The following is a 15,507-nucleotide window of genomic DNA, read 5'->3' as shown; positions in this document are numbered from 1 at the left end:
TGGCGATGTCCCCGACCGCGACGCTTGCTGGCGGCGTCAGAGCCCCTACCGCCGACATCTATGCGCCGCAATGGCGAAACGTCATTTTCGTTGCGCCATTCTTGTTCTTCTTCACCACGTTGCTGCTCTTCCCGCTGCTCTGGGGGATGTGGCTGAGTTTCCACAAGGCCGACACGTTCTCGTCCGGAAATTTTGTCGGTCTCGGCAATTACTCCAGGCTGTATCACGACAAGGTCTTCCTGCAATCGATCTGGAACACCTTCTATTTCGTGCTTCTGACGGTGCCGACGCTGGCGCTGATCGGCCTTTTCCTGGCGCTTTGCCTCAACCGCCGCACGCGCGCTGCCGCGGTTTTGCGGACGCTGTTCTTTTCCTCGTCGGTGCTATCGGTCACCATCGTCACGCTGATCTGGCGCATCGTCTTCATTCCGAATGTCGGCCTGTTGTCGACGATCTACGGATGGTTCGGCGCAACGGCTCCGGCCTTCATTTCCGATCCCAGCCTGGCGATGGTCGGCATCGCCATTGCCACCATCTGGTGGTGCATCGGCCTGCCGATGATGCTCTTTCTCTCAGCACTCCAGCAGATCCCGCAGGACATTTACGAGGCGGCAGCGCTGGACAATGCCAATCGCTGGCAGACGCTACGGTCGATCACGCTGCCGTCGATCAAGCGGACCTTCATCCTGGTGATCATCATCCAGATCGTGCTGCAATTCCAGCTCTTCGGCCAGGCCTGGCTAATGACGCGCGGCGGTCCGAACAATCTGACCAAGCCGATCGTGCTCTATATCTACGATACCGCATTCCGTCGCTGGGATCTCGGCCTGGGCGCCGCTGCATCGGAAATCCTGTTCATCCTCATCCTGGTCGCGGCCATGGCCCAGTACCTGGTGACACGCAGCAGGGGAGACCAGGCATGAGCGCCCCAGCAGCCTCCATCAAGGGCCGGGCATTTGGCGACCATTTGTTATTGGCCCTGGTCATCCTGCTTTCGATCGTCATGATCGCGCCGGTTCTGTGGGTCATCGGCCTGTCACTCAAGGACAATACGGAGCTGATGGCCGATCCGAACTCGGTGTTTCACGCACCCTATACGCTGAAGAACTACATCAACACCGTCGGCACCTCGTCCGTGTTCATCTGGGTGCGCAACAGCATCATCGTCTCGGGCGGATTGACGCTCGGCACGTTGATCCTGTCGTCGCTCGCCGGCTACGGTTTTGCACGGCTGAATTTCCCCGGCCGAGACGTGCTGTTCGTGATCGTGCTGTTCGGTCTGGCGGTCCCGGAACAGGCCGTGCTTGTCGCCCGTCACCAGATCTTCAGCATGCTGAAGTTCCACAACACCTATCAAGGGCTCATTCTGCCGGGCCTTTCGGCTCCGTTCGGTGTCTTCCTGATGACCCAGTATTTCAAGGCCATCCCGAAGGAGCTGGACGAAGCCGCCATGCTCGATAACGCCAGCCGGCTCAGAATTTTCTGGAAGGTGCTTCTGCCGCTCACGCTGCCTGCGCAGGCGACGCTCGGCATCTTCACCTTTCTCGGGGCCTGGAACGACTACTTCTGGCCGCTGATTTCGGCGACGAGGAAGGACATGTTCACGCTGACGGTCGGCATGGCCTCGACCCAGACCAACTTCGCCCAGTCCGAAGGCATCGGCTTCCTGATGGCGCAGGCGGTGTTCGCCGGTGCACCGATCCTGATCGTCTACCTGTTCTTCCAGAAATACATCGTCACGGCGGTCTCCGGCGCTGCGGTGAGATAACGAAGATTGCCTGACGGCCGGGGGAATGCGCAGCAATTGAAGCACGAAAGCCAATCCAGGGTGGAGCGGCGGAAACTCAGTAGGAGGAACTGATATGAAACTGAAGAAAATACTGTTTGCCGCAGTCTCTGCGGGCGCAATGATGCTCGCAAGTCCAAGCTTCGCGGCCACGGAGCTGAGCGTGCAGCGCTTTTTCGGCGCCTGCGATGCCGATTTCGGCACCAACACCGATGCCACCAAGGCCGTTGGCGAATGTGGCATCATCACCTCGCTAATCAACAAGTTCAACGCCGACAATCCCGATGTCCATGTCAACGTCACCACCGTGGAATGGCCCGGCTATGATCAGCTGACCGCGCAGTTCGCTTCAGGCGACGCTCCGGACATCGTCACGATCCATGAATCCGTACTGTCGGATTATCAGTCGAAGGGCCTGTTGATGCCGCTCGACGATCTCTTGAAGTCGGTCGGCGTGACACCCGACGCCTTCACCGACGCGGCACGCAATGGCGCCACCAAAGACGGCAAGGTCTATGGCCTGCCGATCGACAGCTGGACGATGCTCTATCACGTCAACATGGATCTTTTCAAACGAGCCGGCCTCGTCAATGCCGACGGCACGCCGATTTTTCCAAAGTCGCCCGAGGAACTGCTCGCCCAGGCCGAACAGTTCAAGCAGAAGACGGGCAAGCCTTATTTCGTCCAGAACCTGACCAATGAGACTGCACTCTACACACGCAACCTCTACACCTATCTTTTCCAGCAGGATTCCGATTTCTTTGCCGATCCGAAGCACGTGAAGTTGAATACGCCGGAAGCCAAGAAGGTCGTCGAGATGTACAAGGCGATCTTCGAGAAGGGCTACACCACCAAGGATCTCGATTATGGCGGCTCGATCAACGCCTTCCTTGCCGGCGAGGGTGGCGTCCACCTTAACGGCACCTGGGTGGTCGGCGATTACAACGCCCAGTCCGAGACCAAGGGTACGGCGCTCAACAAGGGCGGCTATGCGGTCTATCCGTATCCGCAGCTGTTTGGCGGCGCCCATGCGCAATATGCCGACGGCCACACCTGGGCCGTTTCGCAGAAAGACCGCACGCCTGAACAGATCGCGGCTATCGGTAAATTCCTGAAGTTCTTCGCCGACAACGACTTCGAATGGTCGCGCACCGGCCACTTGCCGGCCTACAAGGCCGTCATCACCTCGGACGCTTTCAAGGCACTGCCGCATCGCAACACGATCTCTGCGGTCGCTGATCTCGGCAAGCCGCTGCCGTCCGCCGTACAGCGTCAGTTTGCGATCCAGGACATTATCGGCGAAGAGATGAGTGCAGCAATCAGTGGCCAGAAGGACGTCGATACCGCGCTTGCCGACATGGAAAGCCGCGTCAACGAATTGCTCGCCAACATTTGATCACGGGTTTCGAAAGGCCCTCCCAAGGCCCCCGCGGCTGGAAACGGCCGCGGGGTTTTGGTGAGGGAGTGGTTATTGTCCTCGAATTGCGAGAACTTGCCGGTGGCGACCGGGTCAAACACGCCAACCACGGCGCCGCAACCTCGGCAGCAGCCGACGCAAGCCCTGGCCGGAGGATTCCGTTAGAACGCCGCGGCCATGGGCATTGCGACCTTGTTGGGGATCTGGATGTCGATCTCCAATCTCGACGTCGTTTCGCCGTGATCCATGCTCACCTGCAGGAAATCCTGGTCGACCTGAACATGCCGGGCGATCACCGCCATGATCTCCTCGCGCAACACCGAGACGAGATCGGGCTGGTTGCGGCTTCGACGCTCGTAGGCCAACAGCAGTTGCAAGCGCTCGCGCGCCACCGGCGCGCTGCCGCGGCGCTTGAAGATATCGAGCAGGTTCATGCTGCCCTCCTTCCCAACAGCCGGTCGAGGAGGCCCCTCCGTTCGAAAGGCAGAATGACCGGCAGGTCCTCGCCCTCGAGTCTTCTTGCCGCGTCGATATAGGCGCGTGCGGCGGGGTTAGTGTTTTCGCTGAGCGTAACCGGCGCGCCCACATTGGATGCGCGCAGCACGTCCTGGCTCTCGGGAATTATTCCCAGCAAGGGCGTCGACAGGATCTCGAGCACGTCATCGATGCTCAGCATCTCGCCGCGGGCAGCGCGCGCAGCATCGTAGCGCGTGACGAGGACGTGTTTGACAATCGATTCACCTTGCTCGGCTTTCATCGTTCTGGAGTCGAGCAGGCCGATGATGCGATCGGAATCGCGGACCGAGCTCACTTCCGGGTTGGTGACGATTACCGCCTCGTCGGCAAAGCGCATGGCAAGTTGCGCGCCCCGCTCTATGCCGGCCGGGCTGTCGCAGAAGACGTAGTCGAAAACGGAGCGCAGCTTGTCGATGACGTCGGCGACGCCTTCCTCGGTGAGAGCATCCTTGTCGCGCGTTTGCGAGGCCGGCAGCAGGAACAGCGTTTCGAGTCGCTTGTCACGGATCAGCGCCTGCGAAAGCTTGGCGGTTCCCTGAATGACGTTGACGATATCGAAAACAACGCGCCGCTCGGCACCCATGATCAGATCGAGGTTGCGCAGGCCGACGTCGAAATCGACGAGAGCCACCCGCTTGCCGGTTTTCGCGACCGCGGCGCCGAGAGCGGCCGTCGAGGTCGTCTTGCCGACACCCCCTTTGCCGGATGTGACAACCACTACCTTGCCCATATTTGTGCCTCCAATGTTGTTAGTTGAGCGGTGCGACGCAAAGTGCGCCGTCCTCGAGAAAGGCCTGTACCGGCCTTCCTCGCGAGGAGGCGTCCATCTCCTCGGCAGTGCGGTACCAGCCGTCCACCGCCAGAAGTTCGGCTTCGTTTTTCCGGCAAAAGATGCGAGCCGCGGAATTTCCCGTGGCGCCGGCGAACGCACGTCCACGCAGCGTGCCGTAGACGTGGATCGATCCTCCGGCGATGATCTCGGAACCGGAACTGACGGAGCCGACAATGACCACATCGCCATCGGGATGAAAGATCGACTGGCCGGAGCGGATCGGTGCCTTGATCATCAATGAGTTCGGCGCCTGCGGCTCTTCCGTCTTGGCCTCAGCTGCGGCCTTCGGGTCCGGCTGCACGTAAAGCGCGTCGGCGGTGGCCTCCTTGGCGCCAACGAGGAGCGGCGGCAGATCGGCACCGAGAGCAACATTGCCATCGGCCTCGATCGCGTAAATGCGAATCCCGCGCTCCGCGAGCTGTGAGACCAGATCCCGCATCTCGCCCACCTCGGGCTTGAGTATATTCAGATCGAGCACGACCGGGCGGCCGGCAAAGAAGCCGGGAGAGTTTTCGGTCCAGTGATCGAGGCTTTGCAGCCATTCCCCTAGCGGGGCCTCAGGGGTGAGGGTGAAGGCTACAAACGAGCGCGCTCGAAAGCGTATGGACTTGTTTTGGATGGGAGCGACGCAGGTCACAGAGGCGAGTCCTTACTGATTGGTTAAGGCTAGCCCGGCATGGTTAACGAAAAGTTAATGGCGGCTTCCCGAGGCGTTGGCGGAGGCATTCTTTTTGCCCCTGATCGCCCCGCCGGCGCCCTGCTTCCGATGCACGACGAGGTCCTCCTCGCGGCTGCCTGGAGGCGCCTCCAGTTCACGCGGTCGGCCGACCGGTATATTGTTGCCGGAATGCCGGGCCTATTAAGGAGTTATCGATTTGACAAGCGTTGCCAGGGGGCCTGTCGCGGATCGCGGTCGCGCTACCTATGACCTTGGCGCGACCGCCATCTTTGCTTCCAAATCAGACCCGCGCTTTCACTATTGCCTGTATGTGCCTCCCGCGGTTGGGGAAGGGGCCAAAGTCGATCTGATGGTCGCTGTCCATGGCACCGGCCGCACCTCTTTTCTTGGATTCCGCGATGCGTTTTCCGAGTTCGGACGCTGGAACGGCTGCGCCGTTTTGTGTCCGCTGTTTCCAATCGGCGTTCTCGGGGATGATGCCCGCAGCGGATACAAATATTTGCTCGAGGGCAACATACGCTACGATCAGGTGCTGCTCGCCATGGTTGAGGAGGTCAGCGCCAAATACAGTCAGGATTGGAGCCGCTTTGCCATGTTCGGATTTTCCGGCGGCGGGCATTTCACGCATCGTTTTGCTATTCTGCATCCCGACAGGCTCTGGGCGGCCTCAATCGGCGCGCCAGGCTCGGTGACCTTGCTCGATCCGACGCGTGACTGGTGGGTGGGCATTCGCGATCTGCCGGAGAAGTTCGGCATCACCTTCGATGCCGCAGCGCTGGCAAAAGTGCCTTTCCAGATGATCGTCGGCGACGCTGACCTGGAGACTTGGGAAATCACTCATGTCCAAGGCAGCACCCATTGGATGCCGGGCGCCAACGATGCGGGGCGGACACGGCCGGAACGCCTCATGGCATTGTGTCGATCGTTCGAGGAGGCGGGGGCGCGCGTGCGCTTCGATTTGCTGCCAGGCGTATCTCATGAACGGGATGCGGTTCTCGATTCGGTCAAGGATTTCCTCGCCCAACAACTCAAGGAACGAGGGAATGTCTCACGATAAATTCGTTGCGCCCCAGCCCGTAAAGAGATTATCGCAATCAAAGCCCGACCACGTCGACCGCATCCCACCGCGATCTACTGGCAGTGCGTAATGACTAGAGCAACGCTTCGTATTGATCGCCAATCTTGTCGACTGTGAAATCCGCCGCCCTGTTTTTCAGCACGGCAGCAGGGGTGGGGTGGTCCAGCATCTCGGCCATCGCCTTCGCCAGGGCCGCGGCGTCACCGACCGGCACCAAGGTGCCGAAGCGGCCGTCACCGAGTATTTCGCGCGGGCCATGCGGAGCATCGGTGGAGATTACCGGGACACCGGCGGCCATGGCCTCGACCAGCACATTGCCGAAGCCCTCGCTGGTCGATGACAGAACGAACAGATCAGCCGCGGCATAGCAAGCCGCGGGATCGTTGACATAGCCGGCAAAGAGCACGTCCCCGTCTATGCCGGTCTCTTCGGCATAGGCGTGCAATTCGGCAGCCAGCGGACCTTCGCCGAAGATAACAAGCCGGGCGGGGCGGCCGGCGCGCAAGGCAGCGAAGGCCCGCAGCAAAGTCCGGTGGTCCTTGACCGGTACCAGGCGCCCGGCGGTGGCAATGACCGGCACATCGCCCATCGCCGCCAATGCTGCCTGCCAGGCATAAGAATTCCCCTGCGGTGCTTCAGCCGGCGGCAGCGGGTTGTTAATGACGACGACCTTGGATTCGGGAAAGCCGCGGGCGATGATGTCACGGCCGACACCCGCTGAAACGGCGATGGCTTTGGTTGCACGCGCTGCAACCAGCGCGGAAAGCCAGATCGCCAGCCTCGCGCCGAGGCCGCTGGCAGGCAGCGAGGCGGCGGCATGGAAACTTGGAAAGAATTTTGCCCGGCTTCTGGCCAACATGAGTGACAGCGCCATCACCAGATTGGCGAATTCCGGGGCGCTATAGACCGCATCAGGATCAAGGCGGCGGAACAAATTTGCGCTTCGCACTATGCCTTTCAGCGTCGCCGACTTGGCGTAACCCTCGCCGCGCAAGAGAAGGCCGAAGTCGACCAGATGCACGGCAGCGGAACGCAGCGCGGCGTTAGGGCCTTGCGCGTTCCAGGTAAAAAGCGTGACCTCGTGGCCACGCGACGCCAGTTCATTTGCCATCAGGACGAAGACACGCTCGGCGCCGCCGCCCCTCAGGCTGGCGATGTGGAAAACGATGCGCTTCACCATGCCTTGCTTCAGGCTCGGCCGGCGGCAAGGCCTGATCGGTTCGGCGGCCGGCGCATGTCCCGGATGATGCCCATCCCGATGGCCAGCAGCATGCCCAGGGCAAAGCCTGCGAACGCTCCTGCGCCTGCCACCAGGACAGTGCGCGGGGGCCATGAGCGCGCTGGCGGGGGCACCGCGGTCGAAATCACCTGTACGTTTGTGGTGTCGATCTGCTCGCGCTCGCTGATTTGGCGCGCACGTGACAGGAAGCTCTCATAGACGGCTCTCTTCGAGGCGGCATCGCGTTCAAGTTCACGCAGGGCGACTTCGGACTCGCTGTCGGTGAAAACATTGCTCTTCAGATCGTTCATCCTGGCGTTGAGAGAAGCCAACGAGGCCCTGGCCTTGTCCAGGCTGGCCTTTGCCGTGCCGATGGTGCGGGAGAACTCGGCCCGGAGTTGCGAGTTGACGGTCTCGAGTTCTGTCCGGAGCCTGACAATCGTCGGGTGGCGAGGACCGAATGTCATCGACTGTGAATCGATCTGCTGCCGCAGGCTGTTTGACCTGTCGCGCAGCGCTGCGAGCGCTTCCGAAACCGTGGGGTCGGGATTGGCTCCATTGATACCGGAGGCAACCAGGGCGTCGTAACTTGCCTGCGCGGCGATCACGCGCGATTGCGCATCGACGATTTCGCCGTTGAGCTGCGTCAGCGTCTGCGAACTGACGAGCTGGCCATTGCTGGACGACAGGTTGTGCCTGCGCCTGTAGCTCTCGACCTTCTCTTCGGCTGCCTGCACGTCGCTCTTGAGTTGGCCAAGCCGGCTGTCAAGGGCAGCCGCGGCACGGCTGGCGCCGGCAGCTTCGGCCTTGGCCAGTTCTTCCTGGAAGTTTTTGACTATGGCCTGCGAGATCAGGATCGCCTTGGCGGTGGTTTCCGCAGATACCGAGAGGGTTGTGACAAACGAGGTCGGGTCCGCGATGGCGTCTACCCGGTCCGCCAGGTTCTTCAAGGCGATGAGCCTCGGGTCGGGCTTCGCCACAGCGCCAGATGAGGATGTGCTCCGGTCCGGATCGAAAAACTCCGGATCGTGAGTCAGATTCAGTTCGTCCACCACACGGGAAAGCACGTTGCCCGAGGTCAGGATGCGCTGCTTGCTGCGCGTGCTGAGCAGTTGGCTATCGACCTGGCCCGGTTGCGAGTAGAGGTCGTTTTCCACAACCTGCAAATTGGATGGGTTGATGAGAACCTCGGTCGTGACGGTGTAACGCTGCTTGCTCAGCAATGCATACGCGCCACCGACAATGCCCCCGATTACCGCCAGCATGAAGGCCAGGGCGAGGCCGGCCCGCAGCCACACGAACAGGCGTCGAAAATCGAGCTCGAGGAAATCGCCGATCTTGTCCAGGGTCACAGTCGCGACAGGCTCTGGAGGTTGCGGCGTCACCGGCGCGGAGCTTAGCGCCGCGACTGGGCCATGCTGTTGCAGCAATGCCCTGCGCCGTGCATTGGCGATGCGCTCGAATGCACTGTTATTGGAAGCCGTTGCGGAGATAGGGGGTGTGCCGGAACCGGCAGACATGGTGACAACCCTTGTTAAATCATTACGCTTGGCCTGCTCTACAGAAACATCGTTAACATCTTATTTTCCAAGTTGGCCCATTTTGCCGTTCACACGGTCCGCTTGGCGGACGTTGAAGGGATTTCGTTGCCCAGAATGCCGTTCGAATATCGCCATTTGGATGGGCCATGAGCTATCCCGCTGCCGCTTCGGAACGATTATCGTCCAGCCGAGCGCGCCGTCAGAACGCGCTGTCGCTGCTGTTTTTCCTATGCGCAGCGTTCGCGCTCCTGCTTCGCTTTACGGTATCACCGCAGGTGATGAACATGGTCGTCGACTATACGGCCCAGGGAGGCTCGTTCTACGAGAAGCTGCATTTCGGCACCTATGCGATCATCCTGCTGCTTCCTATCGTTCTTTTCAGCCGGCCGTTTCTGCTGCACGGCGACGAAATTGGAATATTCAAGGCGTTGATCCGCTATTCGGTGCTGATGTTCGCGCTGGTGCCCTATCTGTTCGTTACCGGCCGTGCGGGCTCCTCCGGGTTCATCATCGATACCTATCTGGTGGCCGGCGCCACAGGCCTGTTGATGCTGGCATTGAATGCAGAGGTGCGGCGGGCGCTGGGGGACGTCGTGCTTGGAATGGCGATCCTGAGCGCTGTCATCGGCACCATCGAGGCGGTGACTCAACATCGGCTGTTGCCCTATGGGTTGAACGAACTGCAATTCAGGCCAACTGGCCTGTCGGCCCATCCGCTGGCACTGGGCGCGCTCTGCGCCACAACCATCGGATTCGTGCCGCTGACGCACTGGCGCATATGGGCGCGGGTGATGGCGATCTTCCTGTTGTTCATCGGTTGCGCTGCATCGGGCGCTCGCGCCGCGCTGATGCTCGCCACCGGCGAAATCCTCATTCTGCTGCTGTTCGTGCCTTGGCCGGGCCTGTCGCTCAAATATGAGCGGCAGGCCAAATTTGTCGTGCTGATGTTCACCGTGACGGGTGGCGCGGTGCTCGTAGCGGTACTGTTTGCGGGCGGTCTGCTGAATCGGTTCAGCAACACCATCTTCGACGAAAACTTCATGGCCCGGGTGACCATTTATCAGGTGTTCGGACTGGTCAGCTGGAACGACATCCTGTTCGGCATGAACGTTGACGACCTGCTGGCGATCGTCCGGCAGAAGCTGCATCTGCCCTACATCGAAAGCGCGCCGGTGGTAATTATCTTGCTCTTCGGCCTGCCCATAGCCCTGCTGTTTACAGCGCTGATATTCTGGTTCGTCTTCCGGCTGCTGCGCGGGGCGCCGCTGCCGGCATGGATCGGCACCATAACGTTCTTGCTTGCCGCGCTGTCAAACAACGCGCTTTCGTCAAAAACGCCGGACATGACGATCATCGTGGTGTTGCTGCTTGCCTACAGGAAGCAGCCCCATGGAGGCTCGCTCGAGAGCATGCCTTCGGCTGCTGCATCCAGCCCAAACCCGGCTGGATCTCGTTAAGCACGGACCTCGGATCCGGTCAGCCGGCGCTGTCCACGACCTCGACACCGCCCGCGCGATTGAGCGTGTGAATGCCGGACCGAGCCCATGCCGGCCCGGGATCGATTGAGCGGGGCAGTTCAAAACGGACGTCGAAATCATCAAGCCGATCCAGCCGCATCAATCCCAGGCCGCCGCCATATGCTCTAGACCCGTTTTGCACCGGCAGCAGCAAAGCGTCGCCCTGGCGGATAAAGGCGCCGCCCGGCCGAGTGGCGGAGTGGTCGACTGCGACGGGATTGAGCGCGTGCGCAGCCCACGGCCCACGCAGCGCCGGGGCGGAATAGACGGCCATCGTGTCGGACGCGCTGCCGTGACCGAACCGCTCAGTCCCCAACAGCCAGAAGCGACCGTCGGATTCGAGCAGCGTGGCGTCGTTGAAATCCCTGTCCGTCATCAGCACAGTATCGCGTACCCAGCGATCCGGAAACTGCTCGGCACGGTAGAGCACCAGTTCTCGCGCCGTAGCGCTTTCAGGGATCATGAAAATCTCGCCGGAGTGAGCAAACACCTGCGGATATGACAGGTGATGCGCTTCCTCCAGCACCACTTTCGGCACGCCGAAAGTGCCGTCGGTGCCAAGTTCAGCGACAGAAATCACCCCGCGGCCGGTGGAGTAGGGAAACTCCTCGACAAACAGAAAATGACGGCCGTCGCGCTCGAGGACGAACGGATCGGCGTAGAATCGCTGCCCGTCATCGGCAAGCACGGTGAACGGCTTGCCATCCAGCTGTCCGGTTTCGGCGACGCCTGGACCGTCGATCAGCCGGTAAGCAACCTGCCAATAGAAGGGGCGCCGACCACGTCGCAGTTTTTGCACGGCGCGGTCGACCAACCCCCTGCTGAAAAAGGGCAGATAGTGCCTGATAAATCCGCCTTTCTGCAGGGGCGGCGCCGGGCTCTCAATAATCGGCGCAAGTTTGCCCGCGAAAAAGCGGGCGACACATTGGGCAATCAGGGAGATGGCGCCGGCGAGCAGGTCGTTGCTGATCCGGGACAGCCACAACCGGTCGCTGATCATCGGCCGCGCCCTGGCGACGGCAACGCCGTCGAGGCGCGCGGTGAGTTCAGGCAACCGCCTGCTCGCCAGCATCTCGGTCATGCCCGCGGCAAAGCTGCTGTGGCCGCAAAATTCGAGCGTCAGGACAGGCGTGCCCCGTCGTGCGGCGGTAGCGGTAAGATCGACTATAAGATCGACTGGGCCGGTATCGCCGGATCGCAACGGCTCGGAACGGCTTGCCAGTGAGGGGCCGAAGCGCCGGCCCTCGAGCGCCAGCACATTATCCATTCCGCGCGCATTGGGTTCAGGCGTCGGCGCGCGGCTACTCGAAACCGCATGTCCAGCCGCACTCAACCGCGCCAGAAGCTCATTTTCCCAGCGCCGGGATGCGTCGGCGTGGCCGATGATTAAAATATTAGTCAATCCAATATATTCTTTTTCAAGACTACTACCGTAGACTACTTGTCAGCCCAACCTTTCACAAGAGTTAAGCCGGGAGAACGCGGCCTTGGTTGTTAATCATATATTAAGAATTGAGATCACGAAGGCGCTTCCCGGCGCTATTATGGCTCTTGCGGGCAATAGTCGGCATGTCCCGAAGGCTGCAGGCGACCAGGATCAGCAATGAACGTCCTTTCACGTCCAAAACTGCCGTCCGGGCAGAAACTGCTGATCGTGTTCGGCACGAGGCCGGAGGCACTCAAATGCTTTCCAGTGGCGCGTGCCGCCCTTGCTCATCCAGGCTTCATCACCGAAATATGCATAACCGCTCAGCATCGTGAAATGGTCGACCAGGTTGTCGAGCTGACCGGCCTGCCTGTGCATCACGATCTCAACATCATGCAGCCCGGCCAGTCGCTGTTCGATGTGACCTCGCGCGTGCTCCTGGGCATGGCCGAGGTGCTGGACAAGGCGAAGCCCGATATCGTCATGGTGCAGGGCGACACCACCACGGCGATGGCCGCGGCCCTGGCTGCCTTCTACAAGCGCATCCCGGTCGCTCATGTCGAAGCAGGATTGCGCAGCCACAACATCAACTCGCCGTTTCCTGAAGAACTGAACCGCAAGATTGCCGGCGACATCGCCACCTGGCATTTTGCGCCGACCGTTCAGGCGCGCGACAACCTCATCGCCGAAGGAAAGGCCGAAAGCACGATCTTCGTGACCGGCAACACGGTGATCGACACGCTGTTGCATTTTTCAAGCGCGATCGATGCCGACAGGCTGATGAACGCGAAGCTCGCTGCCCGCTTCCCTTTCCTTGACCCTTCCAAGAAAATGATCCTCGTCACCGGTCATCGCCGCGAGAATTTCGACGGCGGCATCCAGCGCATCTGTACGGCGTTGAAGGGATTGGCGGCGCGCGGAGACGTGCAGATTGTCTACCCTGTCCATCCAAACCCCAATGTGCGCTCGGTGGTCAGCGCAGAGCTGGAAGGCGTGCCGAACATTCATCTGGTCGAGCCGCAGGACTATTTGCCGTTCCTGTACCTGCAGAAGCAGAGCTATCTGGTGCTTACCGATAGCGGCGGCGTGCAGGAAGAAGCGCCTTCGCTCGGCAAGCCGGTGCTGGTGATGCGCGAAAATACCGAGCGACCCGAGGGGATCGTGGCCGGCACCGCCCGTCTTGTCGGGACCGATGTCGAGAAAATCCTGTTCAACGCCAATCGCCTGCTCGACGATCGGGCTGCCTATCTCGGCATGGCGGAACGACACAACCCATATGGCGATGGCCGGGCCAGTAACCGGATTGTTGAGGAACTGCTGCATCATGGCTGAAATAAGAACCGTTTCCGTAATCGGCATGGGCTATATCGGCCTGCCGACCTGCGCCATTTTCGCCAGCCGCGGGCTCAACGTCATTGGCGTCGACGTCAACGGAGCGGTGGTCGAGAAGGTCAACCGCGGCGAAATCCACATCGTCGAGCCGGACCTTGACGGCCTGATTCAGAAGGTCGTCGCGAACGGCAAGCTCATGGCCTACAGCACGCCGCAGCCGGCGGACGCCTATATCATCGCCGTGCCGACCCCGATGACCCACGACCATAAGCCGGACGTGACCTACGTGCTCGCGGCGGCACGAAGCATCGCCCCGGTGCTGAAGCGGGGAGACCTTGTGGTGTTGGAATCGACATCGCCGGTGGGAACAACGCGTATCATGACCGGGCTGCTTGCCGAGCTGCGGCCTGATCTCAAATTTCCTGTCCAGCATGGCGAAGACGCCGATGTGCTGGTCGCCTATTCGCCCGAGCGTGTGCTGCCGGGAAAGGTGCTGACCGAGCTGATCAACAACGATCGCTCGATCGGCGGGCTGTCCCGCAAATCGTCGGAACGGACGGCGGCACTCTATTCAACCTTCGTCACCGGCGACCTGTTCATGACGACGGCCGAAAGTGCTGAGCTGGTGAAACTGACCGAGAACGCGTTCCGCGACGTCAACATCGCCTTCGCCAACGAGCTTGCTGCAGTGTGCCAGGATCTGTCGCTCAATGTATGGGAAGTGATCGATCTCGCCAATCGACACCCTCGCGTGAACATCCTCCAGCCGAGCCCGGGCGTTGGCGGTCACTGCATTGCGGTCGATCCATATTTTATCATCGACGCCGCACCCAACAGCACGCGGCTGATGGCTTCGGCACGCCGGATCAATTCCGAACGGCCGATGTCGGTGGTCAGGGATATCGAGGCCTTGCTCGACCCCTCCCGCAAACAGACGATCGCCTGTCTTGGCCTCAGCTTCAAAGCCAACATCGACGATTTGCGCGAGAGCCCGGCCGTCGAGGTGGTGAAACTTCTGTCCGATATCCCCAATGTGAAGATCATTGCGGCTGAACCCAACACAAATGCGCTGCCGCATGAGCTCGAGGGCAGGGGCATCGTGTTCACCGACGCACTTTCGGCCATCGACAAGTCCGATATCGTCGTCCTCCTGGTCGACCATCGGCAGTTCAATCTGGTCGACCCCGAAGCGCTCAAGGACAAGAAGCTCGTCGATACGAGGGGTCTGTGGACGTGGCGCAAGGCACGCAAGCCCGACGCCCGCATCGAAGGCAAGAAACCAGAGGTCGCACAAGTGACGCTTGCAAGGGAGCAGGCCGCATGAACGCGCACGCCCCGGCATGGGCGCAGCATTCCCTGTTGGCATCACGGCGCCGGGAGTTCCTTGGCGCACCGATCCATGCGCTGACCATGGCCGAGACACTGGCCATCGCCGACGAGGCGATGACCCTGGGGCGGCCGCTGCATCATGTGGTCGTGAACGTCGCCAAGCTGGTGACCATGCGCCAGAATGCCGAGCTGCGCGAGGACGTGGCCGGGGCGGACGTGGTCAATGTCGACGGCATCGGCGTGCTTTGGGGTGCACGTCTGTGCGGCGTCGCGCTGCCCGAGCGGGTGGCGGGCGTCGACATCATGATCAATCTGCTGAGCCTCTGCGCGAAGCGTGGATTCAGGCCGTATCTGCTGGGGGCCGAACAGCACGTTCTCGACGCGGTTGTAGTGAGACTTGCCAAGGACCATCCGAGCCTCGTCATAGCGGGAATGCGCAACGGCTATTTCAAGCCGGAGGACGAGGCCGGGATCGTCGCGGCGATCAACGCCTCGGGCGCCGACTGCCTGCTGGTGGCCATGCCGACACCGCGCAAGGAACGCTTTCTCAAACGCTACCGCGATGAACTCGCCTCAAGCTTCGTGATGGGAGTGGGCGGCAGTTTCGACGTCTATGGGGGCAAGGTTGCCCGTGCGCCGAAGCTGATACAAGCGGCCGGCCTGGAGTGGCTGTTCCGCGTCGTCCAGGAGCCGCGACGCTTGTGGCGCCGCTACTACGATACCAACACTGCCTATGCAGGGCTGCTGTGCCGAGAGTTCTGGGAGCGTCGCTGGCGCCGAAACGCCGGTTTATAGATTCGCCTACGGCGTTCCAGGGGCGGCGCCTAATGTCCGG

General features: G+C 61.0%; 14 protein-coding genes. 8 read left to right on the top strand and 6 right to left on the bottom strand.

Translation table 11 applies throughout. The features are described 5' to 3' along the window. Window positions 1-5: 5 nt before the first annotated feature. The 3 genes from NKI29_RS18475 to NKI29_RS18465 all read left to right on the top strand — a co-directional run bounded on the left by NKI29_RS18475 (window position 6) and on the right by NKI29_RS18465 (window position 3,182). Window positions 6-923 carry a carbohydrate ABC transporter permease gene (locus NKI29_RS18475; protein ID WP_502894499.1) on the top strand — a complete coding sequence of 306 codons (918 nt, stop codon included), beginning with the start codon at window positions 6-8 and terminating at the stop codon, window positions 921-923. Then, window positions 920-1,768, top strand: a complete 849-nt coding sequence (locus tag NKI29_RS18470; RefSeq protein WP_352569032.1) for a carbohydrate ABC transporter permease — start codon at window positions 920-922, stop codon at window positions 1,766-1,768. Before NKI29_RS18475 ends, NKI29_RS18470 begins: the two co-directional genes overlap by 4 nt. A 94-nt stretch (window positions 1,769-1,862) precedes the next feature. Continuing rightward, the gene (locus NKI29_RS18465) at window positions 1,863-3,182 is read left to right on the top strand and encodes an ABC transporter substrate-binding protein (protein WP_352569033.1); all 1,320 of its coding nucleotides are present in this window, start codon (window positions 1,863-1,865) and stop codon (window positions 3,180-3,182) included. A 182-nt stretch (window positions 3,183-3,364) separates the two neighbouring features. Here NKI29_RS18465 and minE read toward each other — a convergent pair whose 3' ends face one another. The 3 genes from minE to minC are packed head-to-tail and all read right to left on the bottom strand — an operon-like array spanning window position 3,365 to window position 5,188. Next, window positions 3,365-3,637, bottom strand: coding sequence for a cell division topological specificity factor MinE (gene minE / locus NKI29_RS18460; RefSeq protein ID WP_023677151.1), 273 nt, complete (start codon window positions 3,635-3,637; stop codon window positions 3,365-3,367). After that, entirely contained in the window at window positions 3,634-4,449 is an 816-nt protein-coding gene (gene minD / locus NKI29_RS18455; protein WP_023677152.1) for a septum site-determining protein MinD, read from the bottom strand. The genes minE and minD overlap by 4 nt, the downstream gene beginning before the upstream one ends. 19 nt (window positions 4,450-4,468) lie before the next feature. Then, a complete protein-coding gene (gene minC, locus NKI29_RS18450) occupies window positions 4,469-5,188 on the bottom strand; it encodes a septum site-determining protein MinC (protein ID WP_352569034.1) in 720 nt (239 codons plus the stop codon). A 238-nt stretch (window positions 5,189-5,426) separates the two neighbouring features. On the opposite strand from minC, the gene NKI29_RS18445 reads away from it, so the two are divergent. Continuing rightward, the gene (locus NKI29_RS18445; protein ID WP_352569035.1) at window positions 5,427-6,287 is read left to right on the top strand and encodes an alpha/beta hydrolase; all 861 of its coding nucleotides are present in this window, start codon (window positions 5,427-5,429) and stop codon (window positions 6,285-6,287) included. A gap of 94 nt (window positions 6,288-6,381) precedes the next feature. On the opposite strand, the gene NKI29_RS18440 is transcribed toward NKI29_RS18445, so the two are convergent. Together NKI29_RS18440 and NKI29_RS18435 are read right to left on the bottom strand one after the other, a co-directional pair. After that, window positions 6,382-7,488, bottom strand: coding sequence for a glycosyltransferase (locus NKI29_RS18440; RefSeq protein WP_352569036.1), 1,107 nt, complete (start codon window positions 7,486-7,488; stop codon window positions 6,382-6,384). Window positions 7,489-7,496: 8 nt separating this feature from the next. Then, window positions 7,497-9,047, bottom strand: coding sequence for a GumC family protein (locus tag NKI29_RS18435; protein ID WP_352796904.1), 1,551 nt, complete (start codon window positions 9,045-9,047; stop codon window positions 7,497-7,499). Window positions 9,048-9,214: 167 nt separating this feature from the next. On the opposite strand from NKI29_RS18435, the gene NKI29_RS18430 reads away from it, so the two are divergent. Continuing rightward, window positions 9,215-10,525 carry a VpsF family polysaccharide biosynthesis protein gene (locus tag NKI29_RS18430; protein WP_352455347.1) on the top strand — a complete coding sequence of 437 codons (1,311 nt, stop codon included), beginning with the start codon at window positions 9,215-9,217 and terminating at the stop codon, window positions 10,523-10,525. Between the two features lie 19 nt (window positions 10,526-10,544). Here NKI29_RS18430 and NKI29_RS18425 read toward each other — a convergent pair whose 3' ends face one another. Further along, window positions 10,545-11,666 (bottom strand): glucosamine inositolphosphorylceramide transferase family protein, encoded by a 1,122-nt coding sequence (locus NKI29_RS18425; protein ID WP_352796901.1) that lies wholly within the window; start codon window positions 11,664-11,666, stop codon window positions 10,545-10,547. A 522-nt stretch (window positions 11,667-12,188) separates the two neighbouring features. Here NKI29_RS18425 and wecB point away from each other — a divergent pair. From wecB to NKI29_RS18410, 3 genes are read left to right on the top strand one after another with little or no spacing between them, the layout of a single operon-like run. Then, complete coding sequence (gene wecB / locus NKI29_RS18420) at window positions 12,189-13,343, top strand: non-hydrolyzing UDP-N-acetylglucosamine 2-epimerase (RefSeq protein ID WP_352679247.1); 1,155 nt, start codon at window positions 12,189-12,191, stop codon at window positions 13,341-13,343. Further along, a complete protein-coding gene (gene wecC / locus NKI29_RS18415) occupies window positions 13,336-14,667 on the top strand; it encodes a UDP-N-acetyl-D-mannosamine dehydrogenase (RefSeq protein WP_352679244.1) in 1,332 nt (443 codons plus the stop codon). Before wecB ends, wecC begins: the two co-directional genes overlap by 8 nt. Beyond that, entirely contained in the window at window positions 14,664-15,467 is an 804-nt protein-coding gene (locus NKI29_RS18410; RefSeq protein WP_031211886.1) for a WecB/TagA/CpsF family glycosyltransferase, read from the top strand. Before wecC ends, NKI29_RS18410 begins: the two co-directional genes overlap by 4 nt. The last annotated feature ends 40 nt before the right edge of the window (window positions 15,468-15,507 follow it).

It is taken from the genome of Mesorhizobium sp. M0678 (assembly GCF_040320505.1).
Classification (GTDB): Bacteria; Pseudomonadota; Alphaproteobacteria; order Rhizobiales; family Rhizobiaceae; genus Mesorhizobium.
This window is presented reverse-complemented; position numbering and strand designations above follow the sequence as displayed.